A 15,132-nucleotide genomic window follows, 5' to 3' on the forward strand; every position below is an offset into this window, starting at 1 on the left:
CACGAAAAAGACAGGTTGTCGACAGCTTTAGTTTCTAGTCTTGCGGTCCAGCTTCCCCCGCCGGAGGCTGCCTCGCATAACAACGACGAGTCGGAGATAACCCTCATGCTATTGACCCTGCTTGGCTTCGGCATGGTGATCACGTTCATGACGCTGATCATGACCAAGCGGCTGTCGCCCCTGGTGGCGCTCATTCTTGTTCCCATTCTTTTTGCCTTGCTGGGCGGCTTCGGGGCGGGCATAGACAAGATGATGCTGGACGGCATCCGCAAGATCGCGCCGACCGGCGTGATGCTGATGTTCGCCATCCTGTATTTCGGCGTCATGATCGACGCCGGCCTGTTCGACCCCATCGTGGGCCGCATCCTGCGCGCGGTGAAGGGCGATCCGCTGAAGATCGTGGTGGGCACGACCGTGCTGGCGCTGGTGATCTCGCTGGACGGCGACGGCTCGACCACCTACATGATCGTGGTGGCCTCGATGCTGCCGCTGTACCGGCGTCTGAAAATGAACGCATTGGCCATGACCTGCCTGGCCATGCTGGCCAGCGGCGTCATGAACCTGACGCCCTGGGGCGGGCCCACGGCGCGCGCGGCCAGCGCGCTGCACGTGGACGCCGGCGACATCTTCGTGCCGCTGGTGCCGGTGATGGGCGTGGCCATCGTCGCCATCCTGGTCCTGGCGTTCTGCCTGGGGCTGCGCGAACGCCGCCGCCTGGGCGTGCTGTCGCTGCCCGAGGGCGCGTCGCTGCACGCGGGCTACGACGAGGACGGTCCCAAGACGCTGCCCGAGATCGAGGTCGACCACGACCTGCGCCGTCCGCGCCTGCTGTGGGTGAACGCCGGCCTGACGCTGGCGCTGATGGTGAGCCTGATCCTGGGCGTGCTGCCGCTGCCGGTGCTGTTCATGATCGCCTTCGCGATCGCGCTGGTCATCAACTACCCCGACCTGGCCGAGCAGCGCCGCCGCGTGACGCAGCACGCCGGCAACGTGCTGTCGGTGGTGTCGCTGATCTTCGCGGCCGGCATCTTCACCGGCATCCTGTCGGGCACCGGCATGGTCGAGGCCATGTCGCGCAGCCTGCTGGCGGTGATCCCGGACGCGATGGGGCCGTACCTGGCCGGCATCACCGCGCTGGTGAGCCTGCCCTTCACCTTCTTCATGTCCAACGACGCTTTCTACTTCGGCGTGCTGCCGATCCTGAGCGAAGCGGCGCAGGGCTACGGAATTTCCGCGGTCGAGATGGCGCGCGCCTCGCTGGTCGGCCAGCCCGTGCACCTGCTCAGCCCCCTGGTTCCTTCCACCTACCTGCTGGTGGGCCTGGCCGGCGTCGACTTCGGCGACCACCAGCGCTATTCGCTGAAGTGGGCCACCATGGTCTGCCTGGTGATGCTGGCCGCCGCGCTGGCGTTCGGCCTGTTCCCGCTAGTGGGTCAAACTTCCTGAGGACTTGTCATGGCTTTGCGCATTGCTTATGTCACCAGCGGAATGGGCCACACCGGCACCGCGATCTGCCAGGCGCTGCACCTTGCGGGACACCGTGTGGTGGCGGGCTGCGGCCCGCGCTCCACGCGCAAGGACCACTGGCTGAAGGAACAGAAGTCGCTGGGCTACGACTTCATCGCCTCCGAGGGCGACGCCACCGACTGGGCCTCGACCGAGGCGGCCTTCGCCAAGGTGCGGCGCGAGGTCGGCGAGATCGACGTGCTGGTCAACAACGCCGGCGCCATGCTGGACATGCGTTTCCGCCAGATGAGCCACGCCGACTGGTCGGCGGTGCTGCGCAGCAACCTGGACACGCTGTTCAACAGCACCAAGCAGGTGGTCGACAGCATGGCCGACCGCGGCTGGGGCCGCATCATCAACATCGGTTCGGTGGCGGCCGAGAAAGGCCAGATCGGCCAGATCAACTACGCCACGGCCAAGGGCGCGGTCATCGGCTTCACGCGCTCGCTGGCGCAGGAAGTGGCCGCGCGCGGCGTGACCGTCAACCTGGTGTCGCCGGGCTTCATCGCCGACGACACGGTCAAGGCCTTCCCGCCGGCGCTGCTGGACCGCATCGTCGAAAGCGTGCCGGTCGGCCGCCTGGGCACCGCCCAGGACCTGGCCGGGCTGTGCGCGTGGCTGGCCTCGGACGAGGCCGCTTTCGTCACCGGCGCGAACTACGCGATCAACGGCGGCGTCTACATGAGCTGAAGCGCCTGCTTCAGTTCTGCAGCTTGACCGCGCCGCTGTCGAGCAGCTTCTTCCACTTGGCGTCGTCGGCCTCGATGAACTTCTGCAGGTCGGCCGGCGAGCCGCCGCCGGCGATCATGCCGGCGTTGTCGACGGCGGCCTTGAATTCCGGGGTGGCGATGGCGGCACGCAGCGCCGCGTTCACCTGTTCCAACTGCGCCGCCGGGATGCTGTTGGCGGCGGCGACCGAGAACCATTGCGTGGCGGCGTAGCCCTTGAAGCCGGTTTCCTCCACCGTAGGCACGTCGGGCAGGCTCTTGAGGCGGTACGGCGTGGTGACCGCGTAGGCCTTGAGCGCGCCGGCCTTGATCTGCGGCATGACGGGGGCCGAGCCCAGTATCGCCAGCGGAATCTGGCCGCCGGCCACGTCCGACACCGCCTGCCCGCCGCCCTTGTAGGGTACGTGCACCATGCGCGTGCCGGCATACTGGTTCAGCAGTTCGCCGGCCAGGTTCTGCGAAGTGCCGTTGCCCGAGCTGCCGTAGCTCCACGCTTCGGGCCGGCGCCTGGCGTCGGCCAGCACGTCCTGCAGCGTGGCGCGCGCGTTTTTGGCCGGTCCGACGATGACCATGGGGCCTTCGGCCATCAGGATGACGGGCGACAGTTCATGGCCGATCCGCGGCTGCGGCGTGGGGTAGACCAGCGGCCCCGGCACGGTCAGCAGATAGCCGTCTTCCGGCTTGCTGCGCGCCACCAGCTGCAGCGCGATGGCGCCGGCCGCGCCCGGGCGGTTTTCCACGATCACGTTCAGCCCGCTTTGCCGCGCCAGTTCCTGGGCGGCGATGCGGGTCAGGACGTCGGCGGTGCCGCCGGGCACGAAGCCCACGACCCAGGTGATCTGCTTGGCGGGCCAGTCCAGCCCGGCCTGCGCCGCGCCGGCGGCGGCGAAGGCCGCGGCGCCGAACAGCAGCGCGCCGCAACGGATGACGAACTTCATGGTATTCCCCTGATGCTTTTCTTGTGTTGTGTTGGCGGTTCCGCCCGGGCCTTCAACTGGGGTCCGGCTTGCCGGGCGGCGTGTTCGGGTGGGCGAGGCACGACTGGTTGAACGCCTGCACCATTTTCAGAATGGGGCCGAGCACCCAGGTGTTGAAGATGAGGATGTCGCTCTCTTCCTTGGGGTCCTGCTTCAGGTTGAACAGATAGGGCGACTCCAGCTTGCCCTTGCCTTCGTTGACCTCCGGCTCCCAGTAGAAATGCAGTTTCCAGTCGCGCCACTTGACCGCGCGCAGGTCGTTCTTGATGTAGAACAGAAAGCCCTCGCGCGCCGAGGCCGGGCTGGCGCCGGTGAAGAAGTCGGTCTGGTCCACGCCGTCGATGGGCCGGTCCTGCGGAATCGGCGCGCCGCCGATGCGCGACAGCGTGGTGTACAGGTCGGTAACGTGCACGATCTCGTTGGAGACCCGGCCCGGCTCGACCTTGCCGGGCCAGCGGATGATGAAGGGCACGCGCAGGCTGCCTTCCATGGCCGTATGGTAGGTGCCGGTCCAGGGGCCGGCGGTGCCGCGGTACGGCTTGCGGAACTCGGGGCCGTTGTCGCTGCAGAAGATGAAGACGGTATCGTCGCGCAGGCCCAGCTCGTCCACCGCCTGCGAAATCTGGCCCACGCGGTGGTCCATTTCCACCATGGAGTCGGCGAAGTCGCCGGCCCCGGTGCGTCCGGCGAAATCCGGGTGCGGCAGGGTGGGGAAATGCAGGTGCACCAGCGGCAGGTACAGGAAGAAGGGGCGCGCGGCCTGCGCGTGCCTGCGCATGAAGCCGATGGAGCGCTCGACCAGTTCGGCGTCGATGCCGCGGCGCGTGTCCAGGTCGTAGACCTTCACGTTTTCCGAGGGCGAGCCGGCCTGCCCCTGCATGATGTGCGGGATGTCGGCGACCGCGGGATCGAAACCGATCGAGGACGTGAACTGGCTCTCGTCGGTGGTGCGCGGAATGCCGTACCACTCGTCGAAGCCGCGGTCGCTGGGGTAGCGGCCGGGGATGTCGCCCAGGTGCCATTTGCCGTAGTGCGCGGTGGCGTAGCCCTGCGCCGACAGCTGCTGCGCCAGCGTGATTTCGTCGCGCGCCAGCCCCTGCGGCAGCCCGGGAGGCACCGATTGCAGGCAGCCGGTGCGGATCGGATGGCGGCCGCTCATCAGCGCGGAGCGGGTCGGCACGCAGTCGCTTTCCACGTTGAAGTTCTGCAGCAGCAGGCCTTCGGCGGCGAGATGGTCGATGTGCGGCGTGGGCGCGCCGCGCAGGGCGCCGCCGCCATAGCAGCCCAGTTCTCCCCATCCCAGGTTGTCGGCCACGATCAGTACGATGTTGGGCTTGTTTGCCACGCGCTGCACCCTCTGTTTTTTGTCGGTTACGACGGAAATTCTAGGTCGGGGCGCTTGGCGTAATATTCCTGAAGGTATGAATTCCCATAAATAATATTCATGAACCTGTCGCTGCGTGACATCGAATACTTCCTGGCGGCCGTGGAACACGGCAACCTGGGCCGCGCCGCGGCGGCCTGCGACATCAGCCAGCCGGCGCTGTCCAAGTCGCTGCAGCGCCTGGAGGCCGACACCGGCCTGGCGCTGCTGGACCGCGGCGGGCGCGGCCTGCGCCTGACCTCGGCGGGCCTGGTGTTCCTGGAGCACGCGCGCAAGCTGTGGGCCGAGTATCGCGACGCGGTCAGGCACGCGATGGAGTTGCGGGTGGGCGCGGCCGGACTGCTGCGCGTGGGCGCGACCGGCGCCACGGTGGACAGCTTCGTGATGCCGGCGCTGCGCCTGCTGCTGCCGCGCCGTCCGGCCCTGCGCATCGAGCTGACCCAGGGCCTGTCCGACGACCTGAACGAACAGGTGGCCAGCGGCCGGCTGGACCTGGCGGTGACGCCGGTCTATGCGCCCGCGCCGGCGGCGCTGCTGCAGGAGCCCATCATCGAGGACCAGTTGTGCGTGGCGGCCAGCCGCAAGCATCCCCTGGCCGCGCGCCGCAAATTGTCGCTGCGCGATCTGCAGGGACAGCGCTGGATACTGCCGGCTTCCAGCTCCATCGCGCGCAAGGCGCTGGACGCGCGCTATGCCGAAGCCGGCCTGGGCCTGCCGACGGCCGCGCTCGAGGTGGAGCATTTCTCCAAAGGCACGCTCGCGCTCCTGGCCGGCTCGGACCTGCTGGCGGTCGCGCCGCAAAGCGCGCTGGACGCCGAGCGCAGCATCGCGGTGCTGGCGGTCGCGCTGGGCCGGCCCCTGCAGCGCCACATCGCGCTGATTTCGCGCCACGACACCACCTGGTCGCCGTTGATGACGGAGTTCCGCGAGGCGATTCTGGATAGCACGGGGATGGGCGGGTAGATGGCGGCAGGGGCCGCCTCAGACCCTCACCCCTTCAACCCGATACGCCGCGCCAGCTTGTGCAGGTTGCTCGGGTCCACCTCCAGCGCGCGCGCGGCGTTGGCCCAGTTGCCCTGGTGCGCCTGCAGCGCGCGGCGGATCGCCTGGCGCTGGCAGGCGTCGACGGCGGCGCGCAGCGGCTGCGTCACGCCGGCGGCGTGCGCGTCGGAATCCGCGTCGTCTTCCGGCGGCGGCGACGGCATGTCGCCGTCGGCCAGGTCCAGCAGCTTGGCGCCCAGCGTCACGATTTCATTGCGGCTGGCGCCGTGGCTGACGGCCTTGATGGCCGCGCGGCTGATGACGTGCTCCAGCTCGCGCACGTTGCCCGGCCAGCGGTAGCGGCGCATCACTTCCTCGGCCTCGGCCGACAGCCTCAGGCTGCGCAGGCCCAGGCGCGCGCGGTTCAGTTCCAGGTAGCGGCCCGCCAGCAGCAGCACGTCGTTGCCGCGGTCGCGCAGCGGCGGGATCGGGATCGGGTAGACCGACAGGCGGTGATAGAGGTCGGCGCGGAAATCGCCCGCCTGCACCAGGTCGCGCAGGCTGCGGTTGGTGGCGGCCACGATGCGCACGTCCACCCGGCGCGGGCGGTCGTCGCCCAGGCGCTGGATTTCGCCGTTCTGCAGGGTGCGCAGCAGCTTGGCCTGCACCAGCAGCGGCAGTTCGCCCACTTCGTCCAGGAACAATGTGCCGCCGTTGGCGGCCTCGAAGCGGCCGGGGCGGTCGGTGACCGCGCCGGAGAAGGCGCCCTTGGCGTGACCGAACAGTTCGCTCTCGGCCAGCGATTCGGGCAGCGCGGCGCAGTTCACGTGGACCAGCGGCTTGTCGCGGCGGCGCGAGAGGCGGTGCACGCGGTGCGCGAACAGCTCCTTGCCCACGCCGGTTTCGCCCAGCAGCAGGATGGGCAGCTCGGAATCGGCCACCACTTCGATCTCGTGCAGCAGCCGGCCGATGGATTCGCTCTGCCCCAGGATCTCGTTGCCGTCGAGCGCGGCGCTGTCGGCCGGTTCGGCGCCGCGCGCCACGCGCAGCGCGCGGATCTCGGCTTCCAGCCGGGTGGTGCGCAGCGCCGCTTCCAGCAGCACGATGTAGTCGCGCAGGTCGGCCTGGGCCTCGGCGTCGAAGGTGCCCACCTCCAGCGCGTCCAGCGTCAGCACGCCCCAGGGCCGGCCCTCGGTGTGCAGGCTGGTGCCCATGCAGTCGTGCACCGGCAGCGGTTCGCCGGCCATGCCGTTGATCAGGCCGTCGTAGGGATCGGGCAGGGTGCTGTCGTGGTGGAAACAGGTGACCCCGCGCCGCGCCAGGATGGCGGCCAGCCGCGGGTGCTGCTGCACCGCGAAGCGGCGCCCCAGCGCGTCCTGGGTCAGCCCGTCGACCGCGACCGGGCGCAGGTGGTCTTCTTCCAGTTGCAGCAGCGCCACCGCGCCGCAGCGGAAATGCGTGCGCAGGCTGGAGACCAGCCGCTGCAAGCGGATGGCGGGAGGCAGGTCTACGACCAGGTCGGCGAGCAGGAGGTTTTGCATGGGGTGAATTCTACCGCCGAGGGTGATTATTACCCAGAATCGATAGGGTGATATTCACCCATTAAATTGCAGGCGATTGATAAATAACAAGTTTTTCCTGGCACGGATTTCGCTCTATTCCAGGTACCCGTTACGCACACTGGAGAATACGATGAGCTTGGTTGAGCAATCCCTGGGGCAGTTGGCCCGCAGCATTCCTGGCGCCACCCAGGTCTTTCACGAATATGAGCTGGACTTCTGCTGCGGCGGCAAGAAAAGCCTGGCCGAGGCCGCCGCCCAGCGTTCGCTGGACGTGGCGCAGATCGAAGCGCGCCTGGCCGAACTGGCCAGGAACCCGTCCACCGAAACGGACTGGGGCCTGGCCACGCCGGCCGACCTGATCGACCACATCGTGCAGCGCTATCACGAGGTTCATCGCCGCCAGCTGCCCGAACTGATGCGGCTGGCGCTGAAGGTCGAGCAGGTGCACGCCGACAGCCCCGACTGCCCCGCCGGCCTGGCCGACCACCTGCGCGTCATGCAGCAGGAACTCGAAAGCCATATGCAGAAAGAGGAACAGGTGCTGTTCCCGATGCTGGCCCGCGGCCACGGCGCCATGGCCACCATGCCGATCCGCGTCATGCGCATGGAGCACGACGACCACGGCGTGGCGCTGGAACGCCTGCTGGCCCTGACCAACAACGCGACCTTGCCGCGCGCCGCGTGCAACACCTGGCGCGCGCTGTACCTCGGCATCCGCGCCTTCAAGGAAGACCTGATGGCGCACATCCACCTCGAAAACAACATCCTGTTCGAGAACGGTTCCGGCGACGGCGGCGCGTGCTGTGGCGGGCAGGCGGCAGGCTGACGACGCGGCAGGTGAGCCCGCATCGAAACGCGCTAGCGCTCCTCGGGCGCAACGCCTTCCAGGCTGCGGCGCAGCGCCGCATGCGCGGCCAGGTCCACCGGCCGGTGCCGGCGTTCCTGGCTGGCCGGATACCGGCCCAGGTAGTTGCCGCCCTTGCGGTCGCTGGCCGGCCGCACCGGCCGGGGGGCGAAGCCGCCGCCGCAATTGGGGCAGACGTTGCCCAGCAGGCCTTCGGCGCAATCGGCGCAGAACGTGCATTCGAAGCTGCATATCCGGGCCTGGGTGGAGGCTGGCGGCAGCGCGGCGTCGCAGTGTTCGCAGGTGGGGCGCAGGGCGAGCATGGCAATCTCCCGGGACGGAAAACCTACAGAGTAGGCGGCGGCGGGCCGTCCGGCCATGCCGATCCGGACACAAAAGGAATGAAAACGGCCATACGCGCGGCGGTGCGCCGCCTGTACACTCGGAAAACCTTACGAGGACAGGGGTCTGCCGATGGCCGGAAGCAGTTTCTTCGCGTTGTTCGACGATATCGCCACCATCCTGGATGACGTCTCCGTCATGACCAAGGTGGCGGCCAAGAAAACCGCCGGCGTGCTGGGCGACGACCTGGCCTTGAACGCGCAGCAGGTCACCGGGGTGCCGGTGGACCGCGAACTGTCGGTGGTCTGGGCGGTCGCCAAGGGCTCGTTCGTCAACAAGCTGATCCTGGTTCCGGCGGCGCTGCTCATCAGCGCCTTCGCGCCCTGGGCAATCACGCCGCTGCTGATGCTGGGCGGCGCGTTCCTGTGCTACGAGGGCGTGGAGAAGCTGGCCCACAAATACCTGCCGCACGGCGATTCGCCCGAAGGCAACCATGCGGCCCGGGCCGAGGCCTTGCAGGACCAGGCGGTCGACATGGTGGCGTTCGAGCGCGACAAGATCAAGGGCGCGGTGCGCACCGACTTCATCCTGTCGGCGGAAATCATCGTCATCAGCCTGGGCGCGGTGGCCGACGCCGACTTCACGCGCCAGGTGCTGGTGCTGTCCATCATCGCCATCGCCATGACGGTGGGCGTCTACGGCCTGGTCGCCGGCATCGTCAAGCTCGACGACCTGGGCCTGTACCTCAGCCGCAAGTCCTCGCAGGCCCTTGCCTGGCTGGGCCGGCGCATCGTCGGGGCCGCGCCCTATCTGATGAAGACGCTGTCGGTGGTGGGCACGGCGGCCATGTTCATGGTCGGCGGCGCCATCCTGACCCATGGCATCGCGCCGGTGTCGGCCGCGATCGAACACGCCGCTTCCGCGGTGGGCGGCGGCGTGGCCGCGGCGCTGGTCTCGACCCTGCTCAACGCCTTGTTCGGCATGGCGGCCGGGGCCGTGGTGCTGGGCGCGGTCAGCCTGGTGAAGCGGCTGCTGGGGAAGCGCTGACCGGCGCGGGGCTCGCGGGCGAGCCCATGGCCTGGAACAGCGCCGCCGTTTCGGTCAGGCGCGCCTCGGCGTAATCGAGTTCGCGCAGCCGGGCGGCGACGTAATGCTGCTCGGCCGCGTATTCGGTGTAGGGCGGCAGCGCGCCCAGCCGCACGCGGCTGGCCGTGTTGCGGTAGGACTGTCCGGCCGCCTGCCGCGAGGCTTCGGCCGAAGCCAGCGCCTGGCCGCCGCCCTCCAGCCGCGACAGCGTGTCGGCCACGTCCCGGAACGCCATCAGCACCGTCTGCCGGTATTGCAGCAGCGAGGCCTGGTAGCGCTCCTTGGCCGCATCGCGTTCGGCCAGCAGCGCGCCGCCGTGGAACAGCGGCTGCGTGAGCGAGGCGCCCACGGCCCATATCGCGCCGGCGCCCGACATGGCCGCGGGCCAGTTGAAGCCGGCCTGGCCCATGGAGGCCGACAGCGACAGGCTGGGAAAGAGCTGCGCGGTGGCCGCGCCCACGTCGGCCGCGGCGGCCTGCACCACGGCGTCGGCCAGCAGAATGTCCGGGCGCGAGGCCAGCAGTTCGGACGGCACCACCACCGGCACCTGCTGCGGCACGGCCAGGCTGTCGAAATCCAGGTCGGGCGGCGCCTGGTCGGGGTTGCGGCCCAGCAGCACGGCCAGCGCATGGCGCGTGGCGTGCCAGCGCGCCCGCAGCATCGGCAGCGCGGCTTCCAGCGCGGCGGCGTCCTGGTCGGCGTCGAGCGCGTCGTTCTGCGAGGCCGCGCCCAGCTCGTAGCGGCGTTGCGTATCGCGCGCCACCCGCCGCGCCAGCAGCGCCTGCTTTTCGTTCAAGGCCACGCGCTGCGCCAGCGCCGAGGCGGAGATGGCGCCGGTGACGATATTGCCGGCCAGTGCGCGCCGCGCGGATTCGAGCTGGAACGCCTGCTGCGCGAACTGCGCCGTCAGCGACAGGTTGGCGAAGCGCGCCGCGCCGAACAGGTCCAGGTCGTAGCGGGCCTGCACCTGGCCGGTGAAGACGTTGTAGCGGGCCGTGGGCTCCGGCAGGTTGGGCATGGTGAGCGCGCGCCGGCGCGTGGCGTCGGCGCCGGCGTCCACGGCCGGCATCAGCGACGAATTGACCTGGCCGCGCAGCTGTTCGCGCGCGCCGGCCAGGTTGCGCTCGGCCGCGGCCAGGTCGGGACTATTGGCCAGGCCTTCCTGCACCAGCGCGTCCAGCGCCGCGGAGCCGTAGCGCTTCCACCATTCGGGCACCGGCCGCGCGCCGTGTTCGAAGCGCTGCGCCACGCCCTGGGCCGTGGCGCCGGCGGCCGGCGTGGGGGCCACGCCGTATTGCGCGGGCTGCGTCACGGCCGGCGGCTTGCCGTCGGGCGCGAAGGCGCAGCCGCCCAGGGCCAGCAGCAGCGCCAGGACGGCGGGACGGATCGGGGTTCGTGGCATCGTCATGCTCCGCGCTCCACGGTATCGCCGGCGTTGGCGCCGGGCGGCACGCCCGCGGGTTCGTCGCGCTCGTCGCGGCGCACGCGGAACCAGGCCGCATACAGCGCCGGCAGGAAGAACAGCGTCAGCACCGTGGCGCTGGTGATGCCGCCCATGAGGGCGGTGGCCATCGGGCCGAAGAAGTTGCTGCGCAACAGCGGGATCAGCGCCAGCACGGCGGCCGCGGCCGTCAGCGTGATGGGCCGGAAGCGCCGCACCGTGGCGCCGACGATGGCGTCCACGCGCTTGTGGCCGGCGGCGATGTCCTGTTCGATCTGGTCCACCAGGATGACCGAGTTGCGCATGATGATGCCGAACATGGCGATCACGCCCAGCATGGCGACGAAGCCGAACGGCTTGCCGAACAGCAGCAGCGCGGCGACCACGCCGATCAGCCCGAGCGGGGCGGTCAGCACCACCATGAGCACCCGCGCGAAACTCTGCAGCTGCACCATCAGCAGCGTCAGCACGGCCACCGCCATCAGCGGCATCTGCGCGTTGATGGACGACTGGCCCTTGCCGCTTTCCTCCACCGGCCCGCCCACTTCGATGCGGTAGCCCACCGGCAGGCCGGCGCGCAACTTGTCGAGCCGGGCGTCGATGGCGCGGGTGACGTCGATGCCCTGGGCGTCGCCCAGCACGTCGGCCTGCACCGTGATGGTGGGCTGGCGGTCGCGTTCCCAGATGACGCCGTATTCCAGGTCGTAGCGCACCTGGCCCAGGCTGCCCAGCGGCACCGGGCCGTTGGGCGTGGGCATGGCCAGCGTCGCCAGGCGCGCGGGGTCGACCCGTTCGTCGCGCGGCGCGCGCAGGCTGACGGTGATCAGCTTGTCGCGTTCGCGGTATTGCGTCACCGCGTAGCCCGACAGCGTCATGGCGAGGAAGTCGGAAATGTCGCTGGAGCTCACGCCCAGTTCGCGCGCCTTCTGCTGGTCGATCTCGAAGCGCACCGAGCGCTCGGAGGGTTCGTCCCAATCGAACTGCACATTGGTCGAGCGCGCGTCGGCGCGGACTTCGGCGGCCACCTGCTCGGCCACCGCGCGCACGTCGGCGATCTGGTCGCCGCTGACGCGGAACTGCACCTGGAAGCCCACCGGCGGCCCGTTCTCCAGCCGCGACAGGCGGCTGCGGATGGCCGGGAATTTTTCGCGCAGCATGGGCTGCAGCCATTGCGCCAGCTTTTCGCGGTCTTCCACCGAATGGGTGGTGATGACCAGCTGGGCGAAGTTGGGCGTGGCCAGCTGCTGGTCCAGCGGCAGGTAGAAGCGCGGCGCGCCGGCGCCGACGTAGCTGACCGAATGCTCGATCTCGGGACGGCCCTGCAACGCCTGTTCCAGCCGTTCCACCTGGCGCAGCGTGGCGTCGAACGAGGCGCCTTCCTGCAGGCGCAGGTCCACCAGCAGTTCGCTGCGGTCGGAGCTGGGGAAGAACTGCTGCGGCACCAGCCCGAAGCCGGCCATCGCCAGCGCGAAGGCCGCGACCGTGCCGCCCAGCACCAGGTAGCGGCGCTCCACGCACCAGGCGACCCAGCGCCGCAGCCGCCGGTAAAAGCCGGTGTCGTAGATGTCGTGTTCGTGGTCCTCGGGCAGGTGGGCTTCGCGCTTGCGCTCGGGCAGCAGGCGATAGCCCAGCAGCGGAATCAGCACCACGGCGGCGAACCACGAGACGATCAGCGCGATGGCCGAGACCTGGAAGATGGAGCGGGTGTATTCGCCGGTGCTGGACTTGGCCAGCGCAATCGGCAGAAAGCCCGCCACCGTCACCAGCGTGCCGGTCAGCATGGGAAAGGCGGTGCTGGTGTAGGCGAACGCGGCCGCGCGCGCGCGGCTCCAGCCCTGTTCCAGTTTCACCGCCATCATCTCGACGGCGATGATGGCGTCGTCCACCAGCAGGCCCAGGGCCAGCACCAGCGTGCCCAGCGACACCTTGTGCAGGCCGATGCCGAACATCTCCATGAAGAGCGCCGTGACGGCCAGCACCACCGGAATCGAGATCACCACCACCATGCCGGTGCGCAGCCCCAGCGAGACCAGGCTCACGATCAGCACGATGGCGACCGCTTCGGCCACCGAGCGCAGGAATTCGTCGACCGAATGCGACACCGCCCGCGGCATGCTTGAGACTTCCTTCAGGGTCAGGCCCGCCGGCAGCTGCGCCTGCAGCTCGCCGAACCTGGCGCTCAGCGCGCGGCCCAGGTGGACCACGTCCTGGCCGGGCTGCATGGTGATGCCGATGCCCAGCGCCAGGCGTCCGCCCAGGCGCATCTGCTCCACGGGCGGGTCGTCGTAGCCGCGGCGGATGGTGCCGATGTCGCCCAGCCGCAGCGACTTGCCGTCGATGCGGATCAGCGTGTCGGCCAGGGCCTGCGGGCTGTCGTACTGGCCGGTGGGGCGCACGAAGACGCGGTCGTCGGCGGTGGTCAGGGTGCCGGCGGCGGTGACGGCGTTCTGGCTGTTGATGGCCTGCGCGATCTGCTGCGGCGACACGCCCAGCCGGCTCAGCCGGGTATTGGAGATCTCGATGTAGATGTGTTCGGGCTGCTCGCCGAAGTAATCCACCTTGGCCACGCCGGGCACGCGCAGCAGCACCGTGCGCAGCTTGTCGGCGTAGTCGCGCAGCTGCGCGGGCGTGAAGCCGTCGCCCTGCAGGGTGTAGATGTTGGTGTAGACGTCGCCGAATTCGTCGTTGAAGAAGGGGCCCTGTACGCCGGGCGGCAGCGTGGCCGAAATATCCCCGACCTTCTTGCGGATCTGATACCACTGGTCGGCCACGGTGCTGGCCGGCGCCGAGTCCTTCATGGTGTAGAAGATCAGCGACTCGCCGGGCCGCGAATAGCTGCGCAGGAAGTCGGTGTTGGCGGCTTCCTGCAGTTTTCTGGCGATGCGGTCGGTGACCTGTTCCTGCACCTGGCGGGCGGTGGCGCCGGGCCACATCGTCTTGATCACCATGACCCGGAACGTGAAGGGCGGGTCTTCCGATTGCGCCAGCCGGGAGTAGGACAGCACGCCGAACAGCGTCACCAGCGTGATGATGAATATCACCAGCGGCTGGTGGCGCAGCGCCCAGGCCGAGAGGTTGAAGCGGCCTTCCTCGTGGCCCGGCGCGCTCATGAGGCGTGGTCCTCGGGATGCAGCGGCGCCACCGGGCGTACTTTTTCGCCGGCGGACACGGTATGCACGCCCTGCCACACCACGCGTTCGCCGGCCTGCAGGCCGCCGGCCAGGGTCACGGTGCGCGCGTCGAAGCGCAGCACCTCGACGCGGCGCAGCTCCAGCGTGTCTTCGCCCTGCCTGACGACCCACACCGCGGGCGCGGGGCCGTCATGGAACAGCGCGGTGGCCGGCAGCGTATACGTGGGCGGCCCGTCGCCGGCCGGGTTGTCGAAACGGATATTGGCCGTCATGCCCAGGCGCACGTCCGGGGTGGGCGCCTGCAGCGTGAGCTTGGCGCGATAGGTGCGGCTGCGCGGATCGGCGGCCGGCGATATTTCGCGCAGCACGGCGGCAAAGCTGCGGCCGGGCAGGGGGCCGAGCGTGACGCTGGCCTGCTGGCCGATCTCCAGGCCCGCCAGCACGCTTTCCGGCACGTCGCAGATGGCGTCGATGTCGCCGGACCAGGCCAGGCTGTACACCGGTTGGCCGGCGGCCACGTTCTGGCCGGTGTCGGCCTGCTCGGCGGTGACGACGCCGGCATGGTCGGCCCGCAGCGTCGTGTATTCGAGCTGGTCGGCCGCCAGCCCCGCCTGCTGCGCGGCCTGGTCGCGCTGCGCCAGCGCCGCGGCGTAGGCGTTGCGGGTCTGTTCCAGTTGGGTCGTGGCGATCAGGTTTTCGCGCGCCTGGGCGCGGTCGCGGTCGAGCTGCCGGCGCGCATAGTCCAGCTGGTGCTGGGCGGCGGTCAATTGGGCGCGGGCGCTGGCCGCGTTCTTGCTGGCGTCGGCGGGATCGAGCCTGGCCACGACCTGGCCGGGTTCGACCGCGTCGCCCAGCCTGACCGCGCGTTCGACGATCTTGCCGCCCACGCGAAACGACAGCGGCGTGCTGTAGCGCGCCTGGACTTCGCCGGGCAGGGTCCAGGCCGGCAGGCGTTCGTCGGCCTGGGCCGGCATGGCGACGACCGGGCGCGGCGCCGGCGCGGGCGCCGGCTCGCGTCCGCAGCCGGCAAGCGCAAGCGCCAGCAGCGCGGCGGCGGGCAACCGCAGCAAATGGGTACTCGGGGAAGAGGACGCCGCGCCGGGGGCGGCACGGCGCAGGCCTGGGCCAGGGCAATTCACGGAACACCTCG

The 15,132-nt window shown here is 69.6% G+C and carries 12 protein-coding genes; 5 read left to right on the forward strand and 7 right to left on the reverse strand.

What is annotated here, in order from left to right; all coding sequences use genetic code 11:
- Window positions 1-105 precede the first annotated feature (105 nt).
- Window positions 106-1,446, forward strand: coding sequence for a CitMHS family transporter (locus C1I89_RS19995; RefSeq protein ID WP_102774322.1), 1,341 nt, complete (start codon window positions 106-108; stop codon window positions 1,444-1,446).
- A 9-nt stretch (window positions 1,447-1,455) separates the two neighbouring features.
- The gene (locus C1I89_RS20000; protein ID WP_102774323.1) at window positions 1,456-2,196 is read left to right on the forward strand and encodes an SDR family oxidoreductase; all 741 of its coding nucleotides are present in this window, start codon (window positions 1,456-1,458) and stop codon (window positions 2,194-2,196) included.
- Between the two features lie 10 nt (window positions 2,197-2,206).
- Here C1I89_RS20000 and C1I89_RS20005 read toward each other — a convergent pair whose 3' ends face one another.
- Window positions 2,207-3,172, reverse strand: a complete 966-nt coding sequence (locus C1I89_RS20005; protein WP_102774324.1) for a tripartite tricarboxylate transporter substrate binding protein — start codon at window positions 3,170-3,172, stop codon at window positions 2,207-2,209.
- Window positions 3,173-3,224: 52 nt separating this feature from the next.
- On the reverse strand, window positions 3,225-4,556 hold the full coding sequence (locus tag C1I89_RS20010; RefSeq protein ID WP_102774550.1) for an arylsulfatase: 1,332 nt from the start codon (window positions 4,554-4,556) through the stop codon (window positions 3,225-3,227).
- Between the two features lie 99 nt (window positions 4,557-4,655).
- Between C1I89_RS20010 and C1I89_RS20015 the strand changes: the two genes are divergently transcribed.
- Window positions 4,656-5,558 (forward strand): LysR family transcriptional regulator, encoded by a 903-nt coding sequence (locus tag C1I89_RS20015; RefSeq protein WP_102774325.1) that lies wholly within the window; start codon window positions 4,656-4,658, stop codon window positions 5,556-5,558.
- A gap of 26 nt (window positions 5,559-5,584) precedes the next feature.
- On the opposite strand, the gene norR is transcribed toward C1I89_RS20015, so the two are convergent.
- Window positions 5,585-7,117 carry a nitric oxide reductase transcriptional regulator NorR gene (norR, locus tag C1I89_RS20020; protein ID WP_102774326.1) on the reverse strand — a complete coding sequence of 511 codons (1,533 nt, stop codon included), beginning with the start codon at window positions 7,115-7,117 and terminating at the stop codon, window positions 5,585-5,587.
- Window positions 7,118-7,268: 151 nt separating this feature from the next.
- On the opposite strand from norR, the gene ytfE reads away from it, so the two are divergent.
- Complete coding sequence (gene ytfE / locus C1I89_RS20025; RefSeq protein WP_102774327.1) at window positions 7,269-7,964, forward strand: iron-sulfur cluster repair protein YtfE; 696 nt, start codon at window positions 7,269-7,271, stop codon at window positions 7,962-7,964.
- A 32-nt stretch (window positions 7,965-7,996) separates the two neighbouring features.
- Here ytfE and C1I89_RS20030 read toward each other — a convergent pair whose 3' ends face one another.
- Window positions 7,997-8,305: a DUF1272 domain-containing protein gene (locus tag C1I89_RS20030; protein ID WP_102774328.1), complete on the reverse strand. Its 309-nt coding sequence runs from the start codon at window positions 8,303-8,305 to the stop codon at window positions 7,997-7,999.
- Between the two features lie 151 nt (window positions 8,306-8,456).
- Between C1I89_RS20030 and C1I89_RS20035 the strand changes: the two genes are divergently transcribed.
- A complete protein-coding gene (locus tag C1I89_RS20035) occupies window positions 8,457-9,371 on the forward strand; it encodes a DUF808 domain-containing protein (RefSeq protein ID WP_102774329.1) in 915 nt (304 codons plus the stop codon).
- Here the strand turns inward: C1I89_RS20035 and C1I89_RS20040 are convergent.
- The 3 genes from C1I89_RS20040 to C1I89_RS20050 are packed head-to-tail and all read right to left on the reverse strand — an operon-like array spanning window position 9,337 to window position 15,100.
- Window positions 9,337-10,818: an efflux transporter outer membrane subunit gene (locus tag C1I89_RS20040; protein ID WP_440130647.1), complete on the reverse strand. Its 1,482-nt coding sequence runs from the start codon at window positions 10,816-10,818 to the stop codon at window positions 9,337-9,339. The genes C1I89_RS20035 and C1I89_RS20040 overlap by 35 nt on opposite strands.
- Window positions 10,815-13,961 (reverse strand): efflux RND transporter permease subunit, encoded by a 3,147-nt coding sequence (locus C1I89_RS20045; protein ID WP_102774331.1) that lies wholly within the window; start codon window positions 13,959-13,961, stop codon window positions 10,815-10,817. Before C1I89_RS20045 ends, C1I89_RS20040 begins: the two co-directional genes overlap by 4 nt.
- Entirely contained in the window at window positions 13,958-15,100 is a 1,143-nt protein-coding gene (locus C1I89_RS20050) for an efflux RND transporter periplasmic adaptor subunit (protein ID WP_440130653.1), read from the reverse strand. Before C1I89_RS20050 ends, C1I89_RS20045 begins: the two co-directional genes overlap by 4 nt.
- Between the last annotated feature and the right edge of the window lie 32 nt (window positions 15,101-15,132).

The sequence above is a fragment of the Achromobacter pulmonis genome (genome assembly GCF_002885955.2).
Lineage (GTDB): Bacteria > Pseudomonadota > Gammaproteobacteria > Burkholderiales > Burkholderiaceae_B > Achromobacter > Achromobacter pulmonis_A.